This window comes from Candidatus Phytoplasma asiaticum, assembly GCF_015100165.3.
Taxonomy (GTDB): Bacteria; Bacillota_I; Bacilli_A; order Acholeplasmatales; family Acholeplasmataceae; genus Phytoplasma; species Phytoplasma citri.
Window position 1 is genome coordinate 246,771 of sequence record NZ_CP097206.1, and the last position, 18,326, is coordinate 265,096.

Below are 18,326 nucleotides of genomic sequence, written 5' to 3' on the forward strand. Positions count from 1 at the left end.
TTAATAAATCGGAAATAAATCAACTATTCAGTATTTTTAAAATATATTTTTTGTAATGATATTAAATGACTAATAAAAATTAATCAAAAATATATTTTTTTTAGCAGTTTTGATATAATTAATAGGATAAAACTTATAATTATCATTTATAATTGTAATTAAAATTGTAAATTTAAAATTTACATTATATACAAATGAATTATTATAAAAATTTTATTTCTAAATAAATATTTAGGAATAAATTATTAATTAAATCTATAATATTTAAAAAAGGATTATAATCTAATGATATTAAAATGTGTAAAAACAATATTAGGCTTTTTTAAACAATTGCGCAATCCTTCTAAAAGATATTTGAAGAAAGTTAAAAAAGTTGCTGATAAAATTGATCGATTAAGTAATCTTATGTCTCAATTAAAAGATGAAGATTTTCCTAAAGAAACTCTAAAATTGAAACAAAAATTAAAAGATGGCATGTCTTTGGATAGTATCTTGGTTGAAGCTTTTGCTTTGGCACGTGAAGCTTCTACTAGAGTAGCCAAAATAACACCCTATTATGTTCAATTATTGGGAGCTATCGTTTTACATAAGGGCAATATTGCAGAAATGAAGACTGGAGAAGGCAAAACTTTAACAGCTGTTATGCCGGCATATTTAAATGCTTTAGGAGGCGAGAGCGTTCATATTGTAACTGTTAATGAATATCTAGCACGCCGTGAAGCGGAAGGCGTTATAGGAGATATTTTTCGTTTTTTGGGTTTAAGTGTAGGTTTAAATCTTAAAAATAAAACTATTCAAGAAAAAAAAATAGCTTATAATTGTGATATTTTATATTCTACTAATAGTGAAATCGGATTTGATTATTTAAAGGATAATATGGAAAGCGATATTAATAATGTTTTAATGACTCGTGAATATGGTTATGTAATTATTGATGAAGTTGATTCTATTTTAATTGACGAAGCTAGAACTCCTTTAATTATTTCTAATAATACACAACCTGGTATTAAATTTTATAGAGATGCTGATCGTTTCGCTAAATCATTAAAATCTGAACATTATTTAATCGATTTAGAATCAAAAACTATTGAATTGACTGAAGAAGGTATTCGTAAAGCAGAATTATTTTTTAAAATTAATAATTTATATAGCAGTAAAAATTCTTTTTTATTACATTTCATAAAAAACGCTTTAAAAGCTTGTTTTATTATGGAAAAAGACAAAGATTATTTAGTACAAAATGATAACATTGTCATTATTGATCCATTTACAGGTCGCGCTTTGATTGGTCGACAATTTAGTGATGGTTTACATCAAGCTTTAGAAGCAAAAGAAAATTGTCTTATTAAAGCGGAAACTGAAACATCTGCTATGATTACATATCAAAATTTATTTCGAAATTATAAATTGATATCCGGTATGACTGGAACAGCTAAAACCGAAGAAAAAGAATTTATTAGTATATATAATATGAAAGTTATTCAAATACCTACTAATAAAAAAATGATTCGCGAAGATGCTCCTGATGTGGTTTTTTTAACTTTAAAAGAAAAATGGACAGCTTTAATAGAAGAAATTAAAATAAGACATTCAAAAAAACAACCAATTTTAATAGGCACTGTAAGTGTCGAAGTATCAGAGCAAATTTCCAAATATTTAAAAAAAAATAAAATATCTCATGAAGTTTTAAATGCTAAAAATCATTTAAAAGAATCTGAAATAATAGCTAAAGCGGGTTATAAAGGTGCTGTTACTATAGCAACGAACATGGCTGGGAGAGGAACAGATATTCGTTTAGCAGAAGGTGTTGCGGAATTAGGTGGTTTAGCTGTTTTAGGAACAGAAAGACATGAAGTGCGAAGAATTGATAATCAATTACGCGGACGTTCAGGTAGACAAGGAGATCCTGGTTATACTAAATTTTTTGTTTCTGCAGAAGATGATTTAATAAAACGTTTTGGTTCTAATAAAGTTAGTAAATTAGTTAATTTGTTGCAATATAGTAATCAACAAAAAAATAATTCAGTATCTTCTCGTTTTTTAACTAATTTATTTACCAATATACAAAAAAAAATAGAATCTTCTAATTTTGAATATCGCAAATTTGTTTTAAAATTCGATTCTGTTTTACAGTTGCAAAGAGATATTATTTACAAACAACGTAAAGAAATTTTAGCTTCTAAAAAAATTGAAGAAGTTTTGTGGAATATTATTATTAAAACTTTGAAAAATGAAGTTAAAAATTTTATTAATTTAATGCAACAAAACAAATATAAAAAATTAGATCAAAAAAGTATTATAAAAGAATTAATTAATTATTTTGAAATTAAACTTTTTCCTATAAATATTTTAAAAGAAGTAGATTTCCAAATAAATAATAAACAAGATTTATCTTATTCGAAAATAGAATCTATTATTTTGAAGAAAGCTCATCATCTTTTGGACATACAAAAACAACAATTTGCTAAATCTGATATACAACAGTATTTAAATATTATTAGATTAATTATATTAAAAAATATTGATATTAAATTTCAACGTCATATGAATGATATGGATTTATTAAGAAGAAGTATTAATTTTTTAAGTTATGGACAACAAAATACTTTAATTGTTTATCAACAAGAAGGTCAAAAATTTTTTAATCGTATGATTGTAAATATTTCTCAAGATATTACCAAAATTGTTTTAAAATCAAATTTTTTCGAAGATTTATTACACGATTTAAATTTTATCGAATCGTCGCAATCAAATGATAAACATAAAATAAAAAATAAAAAATATATTAAAAAACCTTGGGATTAATTAAAAAAATATAATTTCCGGAGGGGATAATTTTTTATAATGGAAAAATATGAATTTCATCAAATTTTAAATAATTTAAAATCTACTTTATTCAATCTAGAACAAAAAATAGATGTCCCGACTTTGCTAGAAAAAGTAAAATCTTGTAAATTATTGATGTCAAAGCCGAGTTTTTGGGATAATCCTCAAGAAGCTGCTCATGTTACTCGGAAATTTAGTCAGTTACAAAATAAAATTAATCATTTTACTAATTTACAAAAACAACATCAAGCTTTAACTTTATTATCATCAAGCGACGAAATAAATGATCAACAAAATTTCACTTGGTTAATTTTAGAATTGAAAAAATTACAACAAGATATTAAAAGTCTAGAAATTGAAGTTTTATTAAACAAAACTTATGACGAAAATAATGCTATTTTAATGTTACATTCTGGTGCTGGTGGTTTAGAATCTCAAGATTGGTGCGAAATTCTTTTTAGGATGTACAAAAAATATGCTCAAAAAAAACAATTTCAATTGGAAATTTTAAATTTGCAGACAGGCGAAGAAGCTGGTATTAAATCTGTTAGTTGTTTAATTAAAGGTATTTATGCTTATGGATATTTTAAATCTGAGAGAGGTATACATCGTTTAGTTCGTAAATCACCTTTTGATGCTAATTTTAAAAGACATACATCTTTTGCTTCTTGTGAAATTCTGCCAGAAATTAACGAAGAAATTACTGTTGATATTCAAGAACAAGATTTAAGAATAGATGTTTTTCGTAGTAGTGGAGCTGGAGGTCAACATGTAAATACTACTGATTCTGCAGTTCGTATTACACATTTACCTACTGGTATTGTAGTGAATTGCCAAAATGAAAGAAGTCAAATTCGTAATAAAGAAAAAGCTTTACAAATTTTGAAAACTAAATTGTTTCAATTAGCTTTGCAAAAGCAAAAAGAAAAAGAAGATAATTTGAAATCAGATCAAAAAGAAATTGGTTGGGGATCGCAAATTAGAAGTTATATTTTCCATCCCTATCAAAAAGTTAAAGATCATCGCACTAATTATGAAAGTTCTCAAATAATCGATATTATGAATGGTGAATTAGATGATTTTATTAATGCTTTTTTAAGGAGTGATAATTAATTAATTTTAATTAAAAATCTTTTTCTGAAAAAGGATAAAAATATGAATAAAGAACCAAAATTTTATCACAATAATATTAATACATGGTTAATACTTATTTTAAATGATATTATTTTAGCAATAACTATGTTTGTATTTACTTTGGGTAGTAAATTAAATATAGGCGGAACTGATGGATTAGCTTTAACAAGTGCTCGTTTATGTAATTTATTTACAAATAATTCTTATTTTATCTCTGATAAAATAATGATTTATTTTATGTTTTTTTATAATATTTTGGCCATAATTATGGGATATAAAATATTTGGTAAAAAATTTATATTAAAAAGTGCTATTTTAGCTTTTATTTTAATGATAGCAATTTCTTGTCTTCCTTATATATTAGGTGAATCGACAATTTTTTTGACTCGTTTGTTGGTATGGAATAATGAATATTGGAGATTATTTGTTGCCTCTATATTAGGCGGATTATTAATAGGTTTTACTCAAGCTAACATTAGAAAATTAGGATTCACTACCGGAGGTATGGATGTTTTTCAACAATTTTTAAAAGATGTTTGCGGAATGAATTTTAAAATTTCTTTATTTATTACTGATGGTATTTTAATATTGTTATCTTCTATTTTAGAAAGTTTTGATCAAATAAATCTTTTTAACATGTTTTCGGAAATTATGATAAGAATTGTATTATCACTATTATCTATTTATATTATTGGTTGGATTATGGATAAAAAAGTTAAATTTAATTTGGTTGAAAATAATAATAATTTAAATTATTAATATTAGAATAAATGAATAATATGAATTATTTTATTAGAAAGGTTGATTACTGAAAATAACGTAATGTACAAGAATGGATTTTTAAAAATTGAATTAACAAACCCCGATTTAACTTTTGGAAAATTTGATGAAAATAATGATATTATTTTAAAGGTGTTAGCTAAAAGTAAAGCTAGTTTTGTGGTTTTCCCAGAATTATGTTTAAGCAGCTATACAGCTGGTGATTTTTTTTTTGAAAATGATTTTAATAATAATATTTTAAAATCTTTAAACTATATTATTCAAAAAAACTCTTTCAAAGGCGTTTATATTTTAGGAATGCCATTAGTTTGGCAAGATATGATTTTTAATGTAGCCATCGTTATACAACAACAAAAAATTTTGGGAATTATTCCGAAATATACTATTCCTAATTATGAGGAATTTCGAGAAAAAAGATGGTTTACTTCTGGTCATGTGATAACAGAAATGCAAGAAATTACTTTGTTAGGTCAAAAAATTCCTTTTGGAAATATTTTATTTGTTAATCAAATTTTTAATATTTGTTTTGGAGTAGAAATTTGTCAAGATTTATGGACTATTAATTCTCCTAGTGATTTATTAATAAAAAAAGGAGCACATTTCATTTTTAATTTATCTGCTTCTACAGAACATTTAGGCAAAGCAAGATTACGTCGTATGGCAGTTATTAATCATTCTCGTAAACACATTGGGGGGTATTTTTATGTTAGTAATGGTATGAAAAGCGAAATGTCTAATGATGTTGTATTTTCCAATCATAAAATAGCTGCTCTTTTAGGAAATTTAATAGGAGAAAAAGATATTTTTAATTCAGACACAAGTTTAATTGTAGATATTTGTATAGATTTTATTAAACATCAACGTTTAATAGATACTACTTATGCAGATCAAATTTTAGAATCTAAAAAAATAATAATTGCAAAATCTTATTTTGATTTAAATGAAGATAAAGATTTTATTTTTGACAAAAAATGGAGTATCAAACCTTTTTTGAGTGAATCTGAATTAAATGAACAGTTACTTTTATCCAATCATTTGCAATGTTTATTTTTATGTAATAAATTATCTTTGCATCCTAATAGCAAAATTTTTTTATCTATAAGTTCTAATTTAAATGATTTAATTAATTTATTAGTAGTAATTCAAAGTTTTAAATTAAATAAGAAAAAATTTAATGATTTAAATATTTTTATAAATGATTCCGATGTTTTGTTTATTGATTTGATAAAAGATTTTTTGCAAAAAATAGGAATTAATAATTATCAAAAATATTCATCTTTATTATTGCATTATGATGATTTATCGGATGATAAGAAAAATATGAATATAGTTAATCATAATTGGAATTTTATCGATTTGAAAGAAATTAATATTTTTTTAGAAAATCATAATTTATCTGATATTAGTTTAGGAAGATTCACAAAAAATTTATATAATTTTGATATGAATTTTAATCTTAATATCGGATTATCAGACACTTTAATAGCAGAATTAGTTTTATTTCATTTAAATCAAGAAATATTTTCGCAATTCCCTGATCTAAAATCTTTTTATCAAAAAAAAGCTATCTTACAATCTAATAACGATAATATTATTAAAAAAGATTTTATTTTATTTTATTATTTAAAATATAGTTTAACTTTAGAAAAAATTTCTTTTTTATTGGCCAAAACATTTGATATTAATATAGAAGATAGTTTAGATTTTACTTATCGCACTTTAAAAATTTTTTACCAAAGCCAAAATCAAAGAAATTATATATCTTCGGGTCCCAAAATTTTTGAAAATAGTTTATTAGAACGAGCAGAAACTAATTTAATATCTAAATTTAATTTCAAATTTTTAACTTTATTTCCGAGAAAACATAAAAAATAGTATCATGAAGAAAAAAGTTATTATTGGTTTATCTGGTGGCGTCGATAGTAGTGTATCTGCTTTTCTTTTACAAAAACAAGGATATGAAGTTGAAGGTGTTTTTATGCGTAATTGGGATAGTAGTTTAAATTATGATATTCAAGGAAATCCTTTTCTTAAAAAAACTATTTGCCCTCAAATACAAGATTTTCAAGATGCTCAAAAAATTGCCGAACAATTAAATATTAAGTGTCATTTTGTGGATTTTTCTAAAGAATATTGGGATAAAGTTTTTTCTTATGTTTTAGATCTTTTTAATCAAAATTTAACTCCAAATCCTGATGTTTTATGTAATAATTATATTAAATTTTCTATTTTTTCTAATTATGTTAATCGCCTTTTTAAGCCAGATTTTATTGCTATGGGTCATTATGCACGCCTACATATTATCAAGAACGATCAAATTTTAAAAAAAGCTAAAGACCAAAATAAAGATCAAAGTTATTTTTTATCTCAATTACAAAAACATCAATTAACTAAAATTTTATTTCCTCTAGGTGCATTGACTAAAATGCAGGTAAGAAAAATAGCTTATCAAGAAAATTTAGCGACAGCTAATAAAAAAGATTCGACAGGTATTTGTTTTATCGGAGAGAGAAATTTTTCGGCTTTTTTACAAAATTATTTACCTATTAATAAAGGTTTAATTAAAGATATGAAGGGTAATATTTTATCTCAAAAACATTTAGGAGTTTTTTATTATACCATTGGCCAACGTAAAGGTTTAAATCTAGGTAATACATCTTATAATTCATCTCCTTGGTTTGTGGTTGGCAAGGATTTAGTTACTAATACTCTTTATGTGGATCAAAATTCTGAAAGTATATATTTATATAGTGATTCCGCATTAATTATTAATGTTGTTTGGCGAAATTATAAATCTTTTAAATATCCGAATATTATGATTTTAAAATCAAAATTTCGTTATCGACAACCCGAACAAGAAGTAAAACTTTATTGGATTAATAAACAACAATTAAGAATTTTTTTTAAAGAAATTAAAGCAGTAGTTCCTGGTCAAATATGTGCTTTTTATTATGAAGATATTTGTTTAGGAGCAGGAATGATTAAAGAGGTTTATTATAAAAATAAAAAACGTCAGTATGTTTAAAGAAAAATGAATAATTCAATTTATTATTATTTTGGTTTTAAAATATAAAAAAATAACTTATAATAATTTAATTTAATTTTTTTGTATATACTGATTGTTCAAAAGGAATATTAAAATTAGTTATGAATATTAAAAAAATTAAAGGTACTAAAGATTTTTTTCAAGAAGAGATGTTAAATTTAAAATTTGTAGAAAATAATTTAAAAAAAATTATGGAGAAATATCATTTTCAAGAAATACGTACCCCTATTTTAGAGTATCGTGATATTTTTTATCATGCTACACCTTATTCTGAAATGGTTAACAAAGAAACTTATCAATTTTTAGATAAAAAAGGTCGCAAAATTGTTTTAAGACCCGAAGGAACTGCTGGTATCGTTCGTAGTTATTTAGAGAATAAGTTTTATAATTTCGATGATATTTATAAATTTTATTATTGTGGTCCTTTTTTTAGATATGAAAGACCTCAATTCGGACGATATCGTCAATTTCATCAAATAGGTATCGAAATGTTAGGTAATTATCATGATTTATCCGAATTAGAAATTTTTTGTTTAGTTAATGAAATTTTAAATTTTTTTAATTTAACTCAGGCAAAAATTAAAATTAATCATTTAGGTAATACGCAAACACGTCAAAATTTTATTAAAATTTTTTCTGATTATTTGCAAAATTTTTCATCAGATTTATGCTCTTTATGTTTAAAACGTAAGCAATTTAATATTTTAAGAATTTTTGATTGTAAAATTTGCCAAAATAAAATTTTTTTAAAAAAAGCCCCATTAATTTTAAATTTTTTAGATTCATCTCTTAAAAATAAATTTGAAATATTTTTATCATTATTAAAAAAAGAAAATATTAATTTTTATGTGGATCCAACTTTAGTTAGAGGATTAGATTATTATACAGATATAGTTTTTGAAATTGTATTACCGATATCTAATGAAAAATCTTTTGAATTAATTTTAGGTGGTGGCGGTAATTATAATGATTTAATTTACCATTTCGAAAATAAAAAAAAGATTAAAGCTATAGGATTTGCTATCGGCATAGAACGATTCATGTTGGCTTTGCAGTATAATAATTTTTGGAAAAATATTAATTTTAAACTATTAGATGTATGTGTTTTGTCAATAGATTATTCAGTTAATTATGAATCTTTTAGATTAATTCAAAAATTACGTCAAAATAATATTCATGCTGAAATTATTTATAATAATAATGGAATTAATTTAACTAAATGTATTAAAAAAGCTTTAAAATTAAAACCTAATTATCTTATTTTTATGGGCACTAAAGAATTAAAAGAAAGTTATGTAACAGTTAAAAATACTACTACCCAAATAATTTATAATGTAAATTTAAATAATATTATTACTTTTTTAAAAAAGGAGTTAACTTTACAATCGTAATGAGTAAATATAGCTATAATAATAATGAAATTAATTTAAAAAATCAAGGTGAACGGGTTTTTTTAAAAGGTTGGATTGCTCGTAAACGTAATTTGAGAAACAAAATATTTTTAATATTAAGAGATTTTTCAGGATTAATACAATTAGTTATAGAAAAAAATCATCCGCAATATTTAGAAATATCTAAAATACCGATAGAAACTGTTATCGAAGTTAAAGGTCTAGTAGTAGAAAGAATTAATAAAAATCCTAATTTAAAAACTGGTGATATCGAAATTGTAATAAGTCAATTATATGTTTTATCAGAAGCGAAACCATTACCGTTAGTAGTGGAAGATAAAAATATTAGTAATGAAAGTCACAGATTAAAATATCGTTACTTGGATTTAAGAAAAGAAAAACAAAAACAATATTTGTTACAAAGACATTATATTACTCAAAATATACGTCAAACTTTGATATCTCAGGGTTTTTTCGAATTAGAAACTCCTATATTAGCGAAATCTACACCTGAAGGAGCTTCGGATTATTTAGTGCCTTCGCGTTTGTATCCTGAATCTTTTTATGCTTTACCTCAATCTCCCCAATTATTTAAACAATTATATATGATTTCTGGATTTGAAAAATATTTTCAAATAGCACGTTGTTTTCGTGATGAAGATTTGCGATCGGATCGTCAGCCAGAATTCACCCAAGTTGATATAGAAATTTCTTTTTGGTCTCAAGAAGAAATTATGAATTTAGTAGAAAAAATTATGATATGTTTGATTAAAAATTTTAAACATTATGAAATTGAGAAACCTTTTATTAAATTAACTTATGATCAAGCTATGAAAAAATATGGTTCCGATAAACCTGATTTGAGATTTGATTTATGTATAGAAAATTTGACAAATTTTTTCAATTTATCTGTAATATCAACAGAAATTATCCATAAATTTCATATTTTAGGTATTAGATTCATTTTATTAGAAAAATCCTTATTAAATAAAAAAACAATTTTACAATATTGTCATTGGATTAAAAATCAATATCAATTAGATTTGTATTATTTAATTAAAATTGATGATAAAATTCAAGGTAATTTTGTTAATTATTTAAATAAAGAATTAAATTTTTTAAAAAATAATGAATATTGTTTTTTTGTATTCGATTCAACTATGGGAAAATCTTATAACTCTTATGAAGCTTTAGGTTTTTTAAGAAATAAATTAGCGAAAGATTTAAATTTGATTGATGCTCAAAAATTATCTTTATTGTGGATCATAGATTTTCCTTTATTAATTTTTGATGATATAGAAAATAAATATAAAGCTATGCATCATCCTTTTACTAAAGCAGAAGATTATTTAATTTTGGACCAAAATCCTCATGAGGCAAAAGCATGTGCATATGATTTGGTTTGGAATGGTTATGAGATTGGTGGTGGATCTTTAAGAAATTATCAATATGATTACCAAAAAAAAATATTTCATACATTAGGTTTTTCTGAAGTAGAAATGCATAAACAATTCGGTTTTTTTTTAGAAGCTTTGCAATACGGTACACCTCCTCATGGTGGCGTTGCTTTAGGTTTAGATCGAATTGTTATGTTATTGACTGATACAGATAATATTAAAGATGTTATTGCCTTTCCTAAAACTCAAACAGCACAAGATTTGATGTTGCAAACTCCTGCTACTGTCACTCAAAAGCAATTAAATATTTTAAATTTATCATTTTTATCTAAGGAAGATAATTGAAGTTTATGTTTTTATTATCATTAGCAATGTCATTAAAAAAAGAATATAAATATATTCTTTCGATCAGCGGTGGTGTTGATTCTATGACTTTATTAGATTATTTATATTCTAGAAAATTTCAAATAATTGTAGTTCATTTTAATCATTTAAAAAGAGAAAGTTCTTATCAGGATAAAGTTTTAGTAAATGAATATTGTCAATTACGTAAAATACCTTTTTATTATTTTGAATTAAGTTTGGAAAATAAAAATTTTCAAAATCAAGCTAGTTTAACTCGAAAATTATATTTGCAAAAAATAGCTGTCCAATATAAAACTCGTTATATTATGACAGCTCATCATTTAAATGAGGGCGCCAAAGAGGCCTAAATTTCGTGCTATCTAACCAATAGCCAGGGCCGATAAATCCTGAAAGGAGATGGTCGGTTCGACAAACGAAAGAATGTCGAATTACAGCAGACCATAAAAGCGGGTTGCGACGAAAGCAAATTAGTCAAGATGATCTCGCCACCGAATAATTTTATGGAGAAGCCTGGAATGGCCTAAGAAGGAAAATCGATGTAATAATGAGTCCTGTTTCGGAAGTTGCTGAAGCGAACAGTCCAGAGTCTACTAATATAAATCATTTGTATTGAGTAGTTTATCAGAAAAGAAAACCTGGAATCAGCCTCCCAAAAGAGGACACTTCCCCTAAAAAATTAAGGTCGAAATTTAGTGTAACTTGGAGAATCCTAAAACTAAGTAATTAAATTTACTAATCCGGAAATAAAAGTCCGGATGGTCAAGGATAAAGAATCTTTTTAGTAGTCGTAAGGGTAAACCTAAATTTGGAATAATTTAGTTAATCGGCTTACCAAGAAGAGAGTTAATCACTCTTATAGGGCGAAAGAAGAAAGTAATTTATTGTTTATTCAATTGGGGGGACTGGAAAAGGGATAGTTGAACTTATGAAGGTTTTTTTCGATTCATTAAAATCGCAGCTTCAAAGGACAATGAATAAGATTCATGGCCCATCTGTAAAACAACTGACATATAAAACAAGAAATTAAATGGGGAATGAATAACCTAGTTGATACATACACCTCTCATTTAACCGCATTGCTGCCAACAAAGGAACAGAAAACCGAACTAAATGGGAAAATAATAAGTGATATGGATTTAAATAAATTAAAGAATTATCACCAAAAATATGTTTATAACTAAGATAATCCGAAACCGTTTAAATGATACATTTGCTGAAAGGGAAAGATAAAACCAAAGTTTTAATCCAAAATAGAACAATCTGAAAAGTTCCAAAACACGAATACAGTTGTTTAAAGAAACTAGTTCAGAAAAATGAAAAATCTTCATCTTTAGAAACTCAACCATTAACCAAGACGAAGAATAAAATATAATTTACCAACCAAAAAGATAAAAATTGAGTTATGAGAGAGTTTCCCTTGGAAGAGAATAATTAAAGGGATGAAAAATTATCAAGGCGAAATAACCCGAATAATCATTAATCCTAATATCTTTTCAGGACAAACAAGATTAACCGACAGGTTAACAATAAAAAAATTTGAAGTTTTTCTGATAGAAAATCAATCCTTAGAAATCTACTACGTTGGAACCCTAACTGGAGAAGTGTGATAGATAAAAAATGATGTTAGTAAGAATGATCTTAAACAGAACAACCAACAGTATTAGAAAAGACAAAGCCAAAGGTCAAGAATAAACATTTAACAAGTGGCGACACGAAGTTAAACCCAGAAAAAAGGGATAAATTAGGGAAAGCGGTGTGCTGGGAAACTTGCTCGCACCGTTTGGACGGGGGCTGTTTGTAATATTTGATAGTTATCAAAAAAACGCAAATAATCTATCCGTATTTTAGCAGAAACTATTTTATTAAAATTATCGCGAGGGAGTTCTTTATTAGGATATAGCGGAATGCAACCTATTTATTTGATGGAAAAATTTGTGTTTTTAAAACCATTTTTATATCTTTCAAAAGAAAAAATTATTAATTATGCTAATCATAGAAAAATTTCTTTTTTAGAAGATGAAACTAACCAAAATGATTATTATGCTAGAAATAGAATTCGCAAATTTGTTATTCCTTATTTACAAAAGGAACATAATTTTTTAAAAAATATTTATAAATTTCATATTCAATTAACAGAAATTTATCAATTAGTCAAAGAACAAACAAATTTATTTTTGAAATATCATTATCATCAACAGGGCGCCAAAGAGGCCTAAATATCAAGTGAATTAACCAATCACCAGAACGATAAATACTGGAAAGGATAAGAACGGTTCTTTAAACGAAAGAATAAAGAATTACAGCAGTTCTTAAAAGCGGGTTGCGATGAAGTAGTTAATCAAAAAAGATGCCGCTACCGAATAGTTTTAAGGATAAGTCCGAAAAGGCCTAAGAAGAATAAGAAGATGTAAAATAATAACCTGTCTCGCAAACTACTGCAATCGAGCAGTCCAGAGGCTATCAATATAATTGTTGAGTATTGGATAGTTTATCAATCAAAAAAACCTGGAATCTCACCGTTGTTAAAAAACGGTTACTTCACCTAAGGAACTAAGGTCGATATTTAGAGTAACTTGGAGAATCCTAAAGGATAGTTATTAAATTAATTCAGGATAGAGTAAAAGCTATCAGTCCCAAGGATAAAGCGACTTTTTAGTAGTTGGAGAAGTAAAACTTAATACGGAATTATTAAGTCAATCGACCTCCCAGGAAAAAGGTTAACTACCTTTATAGAGCGAAAGAAGTCAGTAATTTATTGTTTATTTGAAAGTTAGAGTTGAAAATAAATTAAGCTTTAACAAATATCGGATATCATTCAAGATTGTTTATTATCTAAAAAGTACTTAAATTTTGGATGAATAATATAATTAATACTTATCGATCATTTACTCAATTTTAGATAACAAAATTATTGGAACAAAAGTTGTTAACATAATAATCCCGAAATTGAACAATATTACCATGAATAAATCAATAGCTAAAATAAATCATGATCTGTTAAATAATTATTATGTAAGAAAGATTATCGCCAAATAATTGAACAACAAAATCACGATATTAAATAATCAGAATAAACAACTAATTAGTGGTAACACAAAATTAGTTTTCGGAAGAAAATAAATTATGGCAAGCCGGATGCTTGGAAACTTGCTTGTCCGGTTTAGAGGGGGGCTATTTGTAATAGATAATCAAAATATAAATCTGATTATTAAAACGTAAATAATCTATCCCTATATATTATTGTTTAGAAGTTTTTTGTAAATTAAATATAGTTATTCAAAAAAATATTATTTTAGTTTTGTTAGAGAGAAAAAAAATAAATAAAAATTTTGTTTTAATTAATAATATTGTTAAATTATTAAATAATAAAAATAAACCTTATTTTGAAATGAAATTAAACGACCAATGGCAAATATCTAAAAAATATTATAAATGGCAATTGACTTCTGTAGTTAGAACTGAAAATAATATTAATACATTAAAAACTATTTTGTATTTTCATCACGATCACAAAATATATCCTTCAAATATGATTCAAAAAGAGATTTTTTATAACAATGGGCAAATTATTTTTCCTTTAATTATAAGAACAAGGCGATCAGGAGATGTATTGCAATTTAAATTTGGAAAGCAAAAATTAAAAAATTTTTTAATTAATCATAAAATTCCTATTACACAAAGACAAAAATTGTTATTAATAGCAGATCAAACGCAAAAAATTATTTGGATTCCTTATTTATACTCTAATGAAACTTTAGGAGAAGGTAAAATTATAACTCTTGCTAAGCAAAGATAAATCGCTGCATAAAACGCAATCAATCTATCCGTATTTTTAAATTATAAATTATTAAAAAATCAATTATTTAATTCAGAAATTAAATATCTATCTAATGATTTTATTTTTATAATTAATTTTGATAAAATTTTTAATTAAATTTATTTTAAAATTATTAATTTCTTAAATAAAGATTATATTTAATCAAAAAGGAAAATTAGCTAGCATAAAATTAACCTTTTGAAGTTAATTTTATTATCGCTTTAACATCCTATAGATTAATTTTAAAATAAATAATTGATTATGAATAATGATTACAATTGTTGGATGCAAAAATTATTTTTAATATATTGAATATTATATTGAATTTCTTTGCAATGATTTTCTTTTATTTCATCAATCATTTTAGAAAATCTTTTTTGATTTTCTTTTTCTTTTTCAATCTCTTTATAAATATTTTCTTTTTGTTCTGTTATTTGTATTATTTTTGATTGTAAGTTTTGATGTTCTGTATCGAAATCATATTTTTTTATTTGCGGATTTATATTCGGTTTATTATTATTTGGATATAATTGCTGATTTTCTAATTTAATTAATTTTTGCAATTCATCTTCGAGTATTTTTAGATCAGGAAGAAAATTTAGTTTTTTTTGTAAATTATTTATTTTTCTTTGGCTTTCGTTAAACCATTTTTGCCATTTTTTTAATGATTCTTGTTTTTGTTTTATTTTTTCTTCAATATTAAATTTTGTTTTTTCCTTTTGTATAAAAATTAGATCTTCAGAAGGTAAAAAAGATATTTTAGAAACATCATCATATTCAAGGTCTAAAAAATATTTTTGAATTTGTTCCCATTGATCCGAATTAATATTAGTTTTATATTTTTTTTCTTCTTGAGAATTAAATTTTTGTATTGATGATTGTGTTTTGGAATCGATTTTTCTTTCTTTTATAAAATTGGAATTTAATTTTTTTTGGAAAGAAATATCATTATTATTTTCATTATTAATTTTTTGGTCAATATAAAAATTGTTATCTTTCGGTTGAATATCCGATTCTTTCGTTTGTTCTAATAATTTGGAATTCATTTCTTCTGATAAATTTGAATTAGATACTTCTAAAAAAATATCACTTTTATGCTCATTATTTTTGTTAATGTATATAAAAACTATTGTAATAAATAATAAAATAATACTCAAAATGAATAAATATTTTTTACTTACATTTGTCATAATAATTGATTAATTTTTTTCTTTCTAAACAAAATAATAAAAATAATTTATATTTTTACTTTTTTATAATTATAATAACTAAGTATTATACATTGATTTTTTTTATTTGATGTAAAAAAAACATTTTTTATTTAATATTTCTTTTCTAAATTATATAACGAGGATATATCACGATGGACATAATTAATGATAATTTTAATATTATTAGATATAATGGGAATTTATTTAGATTTTTTATAAAAAATCTAAGAAATATATATAAATATTCATTACAATTTATAATGATATTTTTGAAAAAAATCAAAAATCTCATTAATTTTGTAAAATATTACAAAAATAAATGCTCAAATAACCAAGATTAAAATATTGTAATGAAAAAATAATCTAAACTAAATTGGAAATAATAATTTGACATTCTTTCGTTTGCCAAACCGACCATCTCCTTTCAGAGTTTATCGGCTCTGGCTATTGGTTAGATAGCACGAAATTTAGGCCTCTTTGGCGCCCGTGCTTAATCTATAAATATCAAAATTTTATCAATTGTTTTTTTGTAAGATAAAATTTATCCAAAACTTTTTTCTTTCTGAAAAAAATTATAGTATTAAATATAATTGCTGAAATAATCAATAATAATTGCAAATATATAATGAATATTTAAAGTTATCAAAAAAATTCTTTAATAAAATTATCCGAACAAACATATTATATTCTTGAATTAATCAAAATTTTATTTATTTTTAAAATTAAAATTAATTTGTCAAATAAAATTTATATATTTTCTATTTTAAATTTATTCATTTTTTTATAAAAAAATAATAAATTAAAAAATATTTTTTATCAAAAACATTTAAAGTAATTTTTTTGAAATTTAAAAAAAATTTAATTTATAATTTATTTCATGATTATTTTTCCAATTTTAATGAAAAAAATATTTTATTTATTAAATGAAATTAATAAATATAATAGATTATAGAACAAATAATAATATTTATTATTCTTTAAAAGTATATAATAAATAATCAGTTTTATTATTTTAAAAACAAATAAAATCAATAAGAATTTATTTATGTCTTAAAATATTAAATTTTCTAAAATTAAAAAAATTGTATTTAAAAAATTTGAAGAAATAAAAAAATTATTTAAAATTCATAAGAAATACTGAAATATTCTAAAAAATATTTAATATCTAATTGTTACAATAAAAACTCTAGTTTATCGATTTAATTATTCAATGTTCGTGAATGGTTAATTAATTTTTTTAATTATTATATATAATTTTTTTAAAAATTTTGATTCATTTTTGAATTAAAAATTATTTTTTGTTTAATAATTTGCGTTTCTTAATATTACAAGAAAATATTTTATTTTTCTTCAAATCATAAATAAAATTTGAAAATTATAAAATTGTGTATACTTATAATGACTATACAAATTTTTATTATGTATAGTATATTAAAAAAAATATATTTAGAAAGAGGGCGCAAAGAGACCATAAATTCCATAGATTAACGTACTATCTTATTCGGAATAATAATATGAGACCACATAAAAATTGAAAAATGGGCTTGGCAAATTATCTCGAAAGAGTAATAAGTAAAAGCAAAAGCATGAAAGCGATGTAAGGGGCGCCAAAGAGGCCTAAATTTCGTGCTATCTAACCAATAGCCAGAGCTGATAAACTCTGAAAGGAGATGGTCGGTTTGGCAAACGAAAGAATGCCGAATTACAGCAGACCATAAAAGCGGGTTGCGACGAAAGCAAATTAGTCAAGACGACTCCGCCACCGAATAATTCTACGGAGAAGCCTGAAATGGCCTAAGAAGGAAAATTGAGGTAATCATAAGATCTGTTTCGGAAGTTGCTTAAACGGACAATCCAGAATCTACTAATACATCTTACAATATTGAGTAGTTTATCAGCTAAAGAAAACCTGGAATCAGCCTCCTAAAGAGGATACTTCCCCTAAAGAATTAAGGTCGAAATTTAGAGTAACTTGGAGAATCCTAAAACGAAGTAATTAAATTTACTAATCTGGAAATAAAAGTTCGGATGGTCAAGGATAAAGAATCTTTTTAGTAGTCGTAAGAGTAAACCTAAATTTGGAATAATTTAGTTAATCGGCTTACCAAGAAGAGAGTTAATCACTCTTATAGGGCGAAAGAAGAAAGTAATTTATTGTTTATGAGACCGCGGGAACTAGGAATGATTTGGAGTTAAGCTTCCATGGACTATGAATAAAATTCATGACCGATATTTACCCCTCATTTAAAATAAGATACTCAAGTGCGTAATTAATAATTTAATGAATACCTACCTCATATTTAACCTCATTGCTGTCCACAAAGTGGCAGGAACACCTGGAGTTAATGGGAGAAAAAT

General features: G+C 24.2%; 11 protein-coding genes. 10 read left to right on the top strand and 1 reads right to left on the bottom strand.

The window, feature by feature from the left end; genetic code table 11:
* The first annotated feature begins 309 nt into the window (after positions 1–309).
* From secA to tilS, 10 genes are all read left to right on the top strand, one after another.
* The gene (secA, locus tag H7686_RS01130; RefSeq protein ID WP_212304291.1) at positions 310–2,805 is read left to right on the top strand and encodes a preprotein translocase subunit SecA; all 2,496 of its coding nucleotides are present in this window, start codon (positions 310–312) and stop codon (positions 2,803–2,805) included.
* A gap of 39 nt (positions 2,806–2,844) precedes the next feature.
* Positions 2,845–3,939 (top strand): peptide chain release factor 2, encoded by a 1,095-nt coding sequence (prfB, locus tag H7686_RS01135; protein WP_193621851.1) that lies wholly within the window; start codon positions 2,845–2,847, stop codon positions 3,937–3,939.
* A gap of 42 nt (positions 3,940–3,981) precedes the next feature.
* Positions 3,982–4,719, top strand: coding sequence for a YitT family protein (locus H7686_RS01140; protein ID WP_193621850.1), 738 nt, complete (start codon positions 3,982–3,984; stop codon positions 4,717–4,719).
* 63 nt (positions 4,720–4,782) lie between these two features.
* Positions 4,783–6,615 (top strand): nitrilase-related carbon-nitrogen hydrolase, encoded by a 1,833-nt coding sequence (locus H7686_RS01145; RefSeq protein WP_193621849.1) that lies wholly within the window; start codon positions 4,783–4,785, stop codon positions 6,613–6,615.
* Positions 6,616–6,619: 4 nt separating this feature from the next.
* Positions 6,620–7,765 (top strand): tRNA 2-thiouridine(34) synthase MnmA, encoded by a 1,146-nt coding sequence (gene mnmA, locus H7686_RS01150; protein ID WP_193621848.1) that lies wholly within the window; start codon positions 6,620–6,622, stop codon positions 7,763–7,765.
* Between the two features lie 122 nt (positions 7,766–7,887).
* Complete coding sequence (hisS, locus tag H7686_RS01155) at positions 7,888–9,177, top strand: histidine--tRNA ligase (protein ID WP_193621847.1); 1,290 nt, start codon at positions 7,888–7,890, stop codon at positions 9,175–9,177.
* On the top strand, positions 9,177–10,919 hold the full coding sequence (aspS, locus tag H7686_RS01160; RefSeq protein ID WP_193621846.1) for an aspartate--tRNA ligase: 1,743 nt from the start codon (positions 9,177–9,179) through the stop codon (positions 10,917–10,919). Before hisS ends, aspS begins: the two co-directional genes overlap by 1 nt.
* Before the next feature lie 5 nt (positions 10,920–10,924).
* Entirely contained in the window at positions 10,925–11,287 is a 363-nt protein-coding gene (locus H7686_RS01165; RefSeq protein WP_249175847.1) for an ATP-binding protein, read from the top strand.
* Positions 11,288–12,796: 1,509 nt separating this feature from the next.
* Entirely contained in the window at positions 12,797–13,156 is a 360-nt protein-coding gene (locus H7686_RS01170) for an ATP-binding protein (RefSeq protein ID WP_304513384.1), read from the top strand.
* A gap of 1,082 nt (positions 13,157–14,238) precedes the next feature.
* Positions 14,239–14,736, top strand: a complete 498-nt coding sequence (gene tilS, locus H7686_RS01175) for a tRNA lysidine(34) synthetase TilS (RefSeq protein ID WP_444517559.1) — start codon at positions 14,239–14,241, stop codon at positions 14,734–14,736.
* 293 nt (positions 14,737–15,029) lie between these two features.
* Here tilS and H7686_RS01180 read toward each other — a convergent pair whose 3' ends face one another.
* Complete coding sequence (locus tag H7686_RS01180; protein WP_444517560.1) at positions 15,030–15,947, bottom strand: hypothetical protein; 918 nt, start codon at positions 15,945–15,947, stop codon at positions 15,030–15,032.
* Positions 15,948–18,326 lie beyond the last annotated feature (2,379 nt).

Coding starts and splice junctions, on each gene's coding strand:
- aspS (WP_193621846.1), top strand. CDS start 9,177: ATGAGTAAATATAGCTATAATAATAATGAAATTAATTTAAAAAATCAA.
- H7686_RS01180 (WP_444517560.1), bottom strand. CDS start 15,947: ATGACAAATGTAAGTAAAAAATATTTATTCATTTTGAGTATTATTTTA.
- H7686_RS01140 (WP_193621850.1), top strand. CDS start 3,982: ATGAATAAAGAACCAAAATTTTATCACAATAATATTAATACATGGTTA.
- prfB (WP_193621851.1), top strand. CDS start 2,845: ATGGAAAAATATGAATTTCATCAAATTTTAAATAATTTAAAATCTACT.
- H7686_RS01165 (WP_249175847.1), top strand. CDS start 10,925: ATGTTTTTATTATCATTAGCAATGTCATTAAAAAAAGAATATAAATAT.
- mnmA (WP_193621848.1), top strand. CDS start 6,620: ATGAAGAAAAAAGTTATTATTGGTTTATCTGGTGGCGTCGATAGTAGT.
- hisS (WP_193621847.1), top strand. CDS start 7,888: ATGAATATTAAAAAAATTAAAGGTACTAAAGATTTTTTTCAAGAAGAG.
- H7686_RS01145 (WP_193621849.1), top strand. CDS start 4,783: ATGTACAAGAATGGATTTTTAAAAATTGAATTAACAAACCCCGATTTA.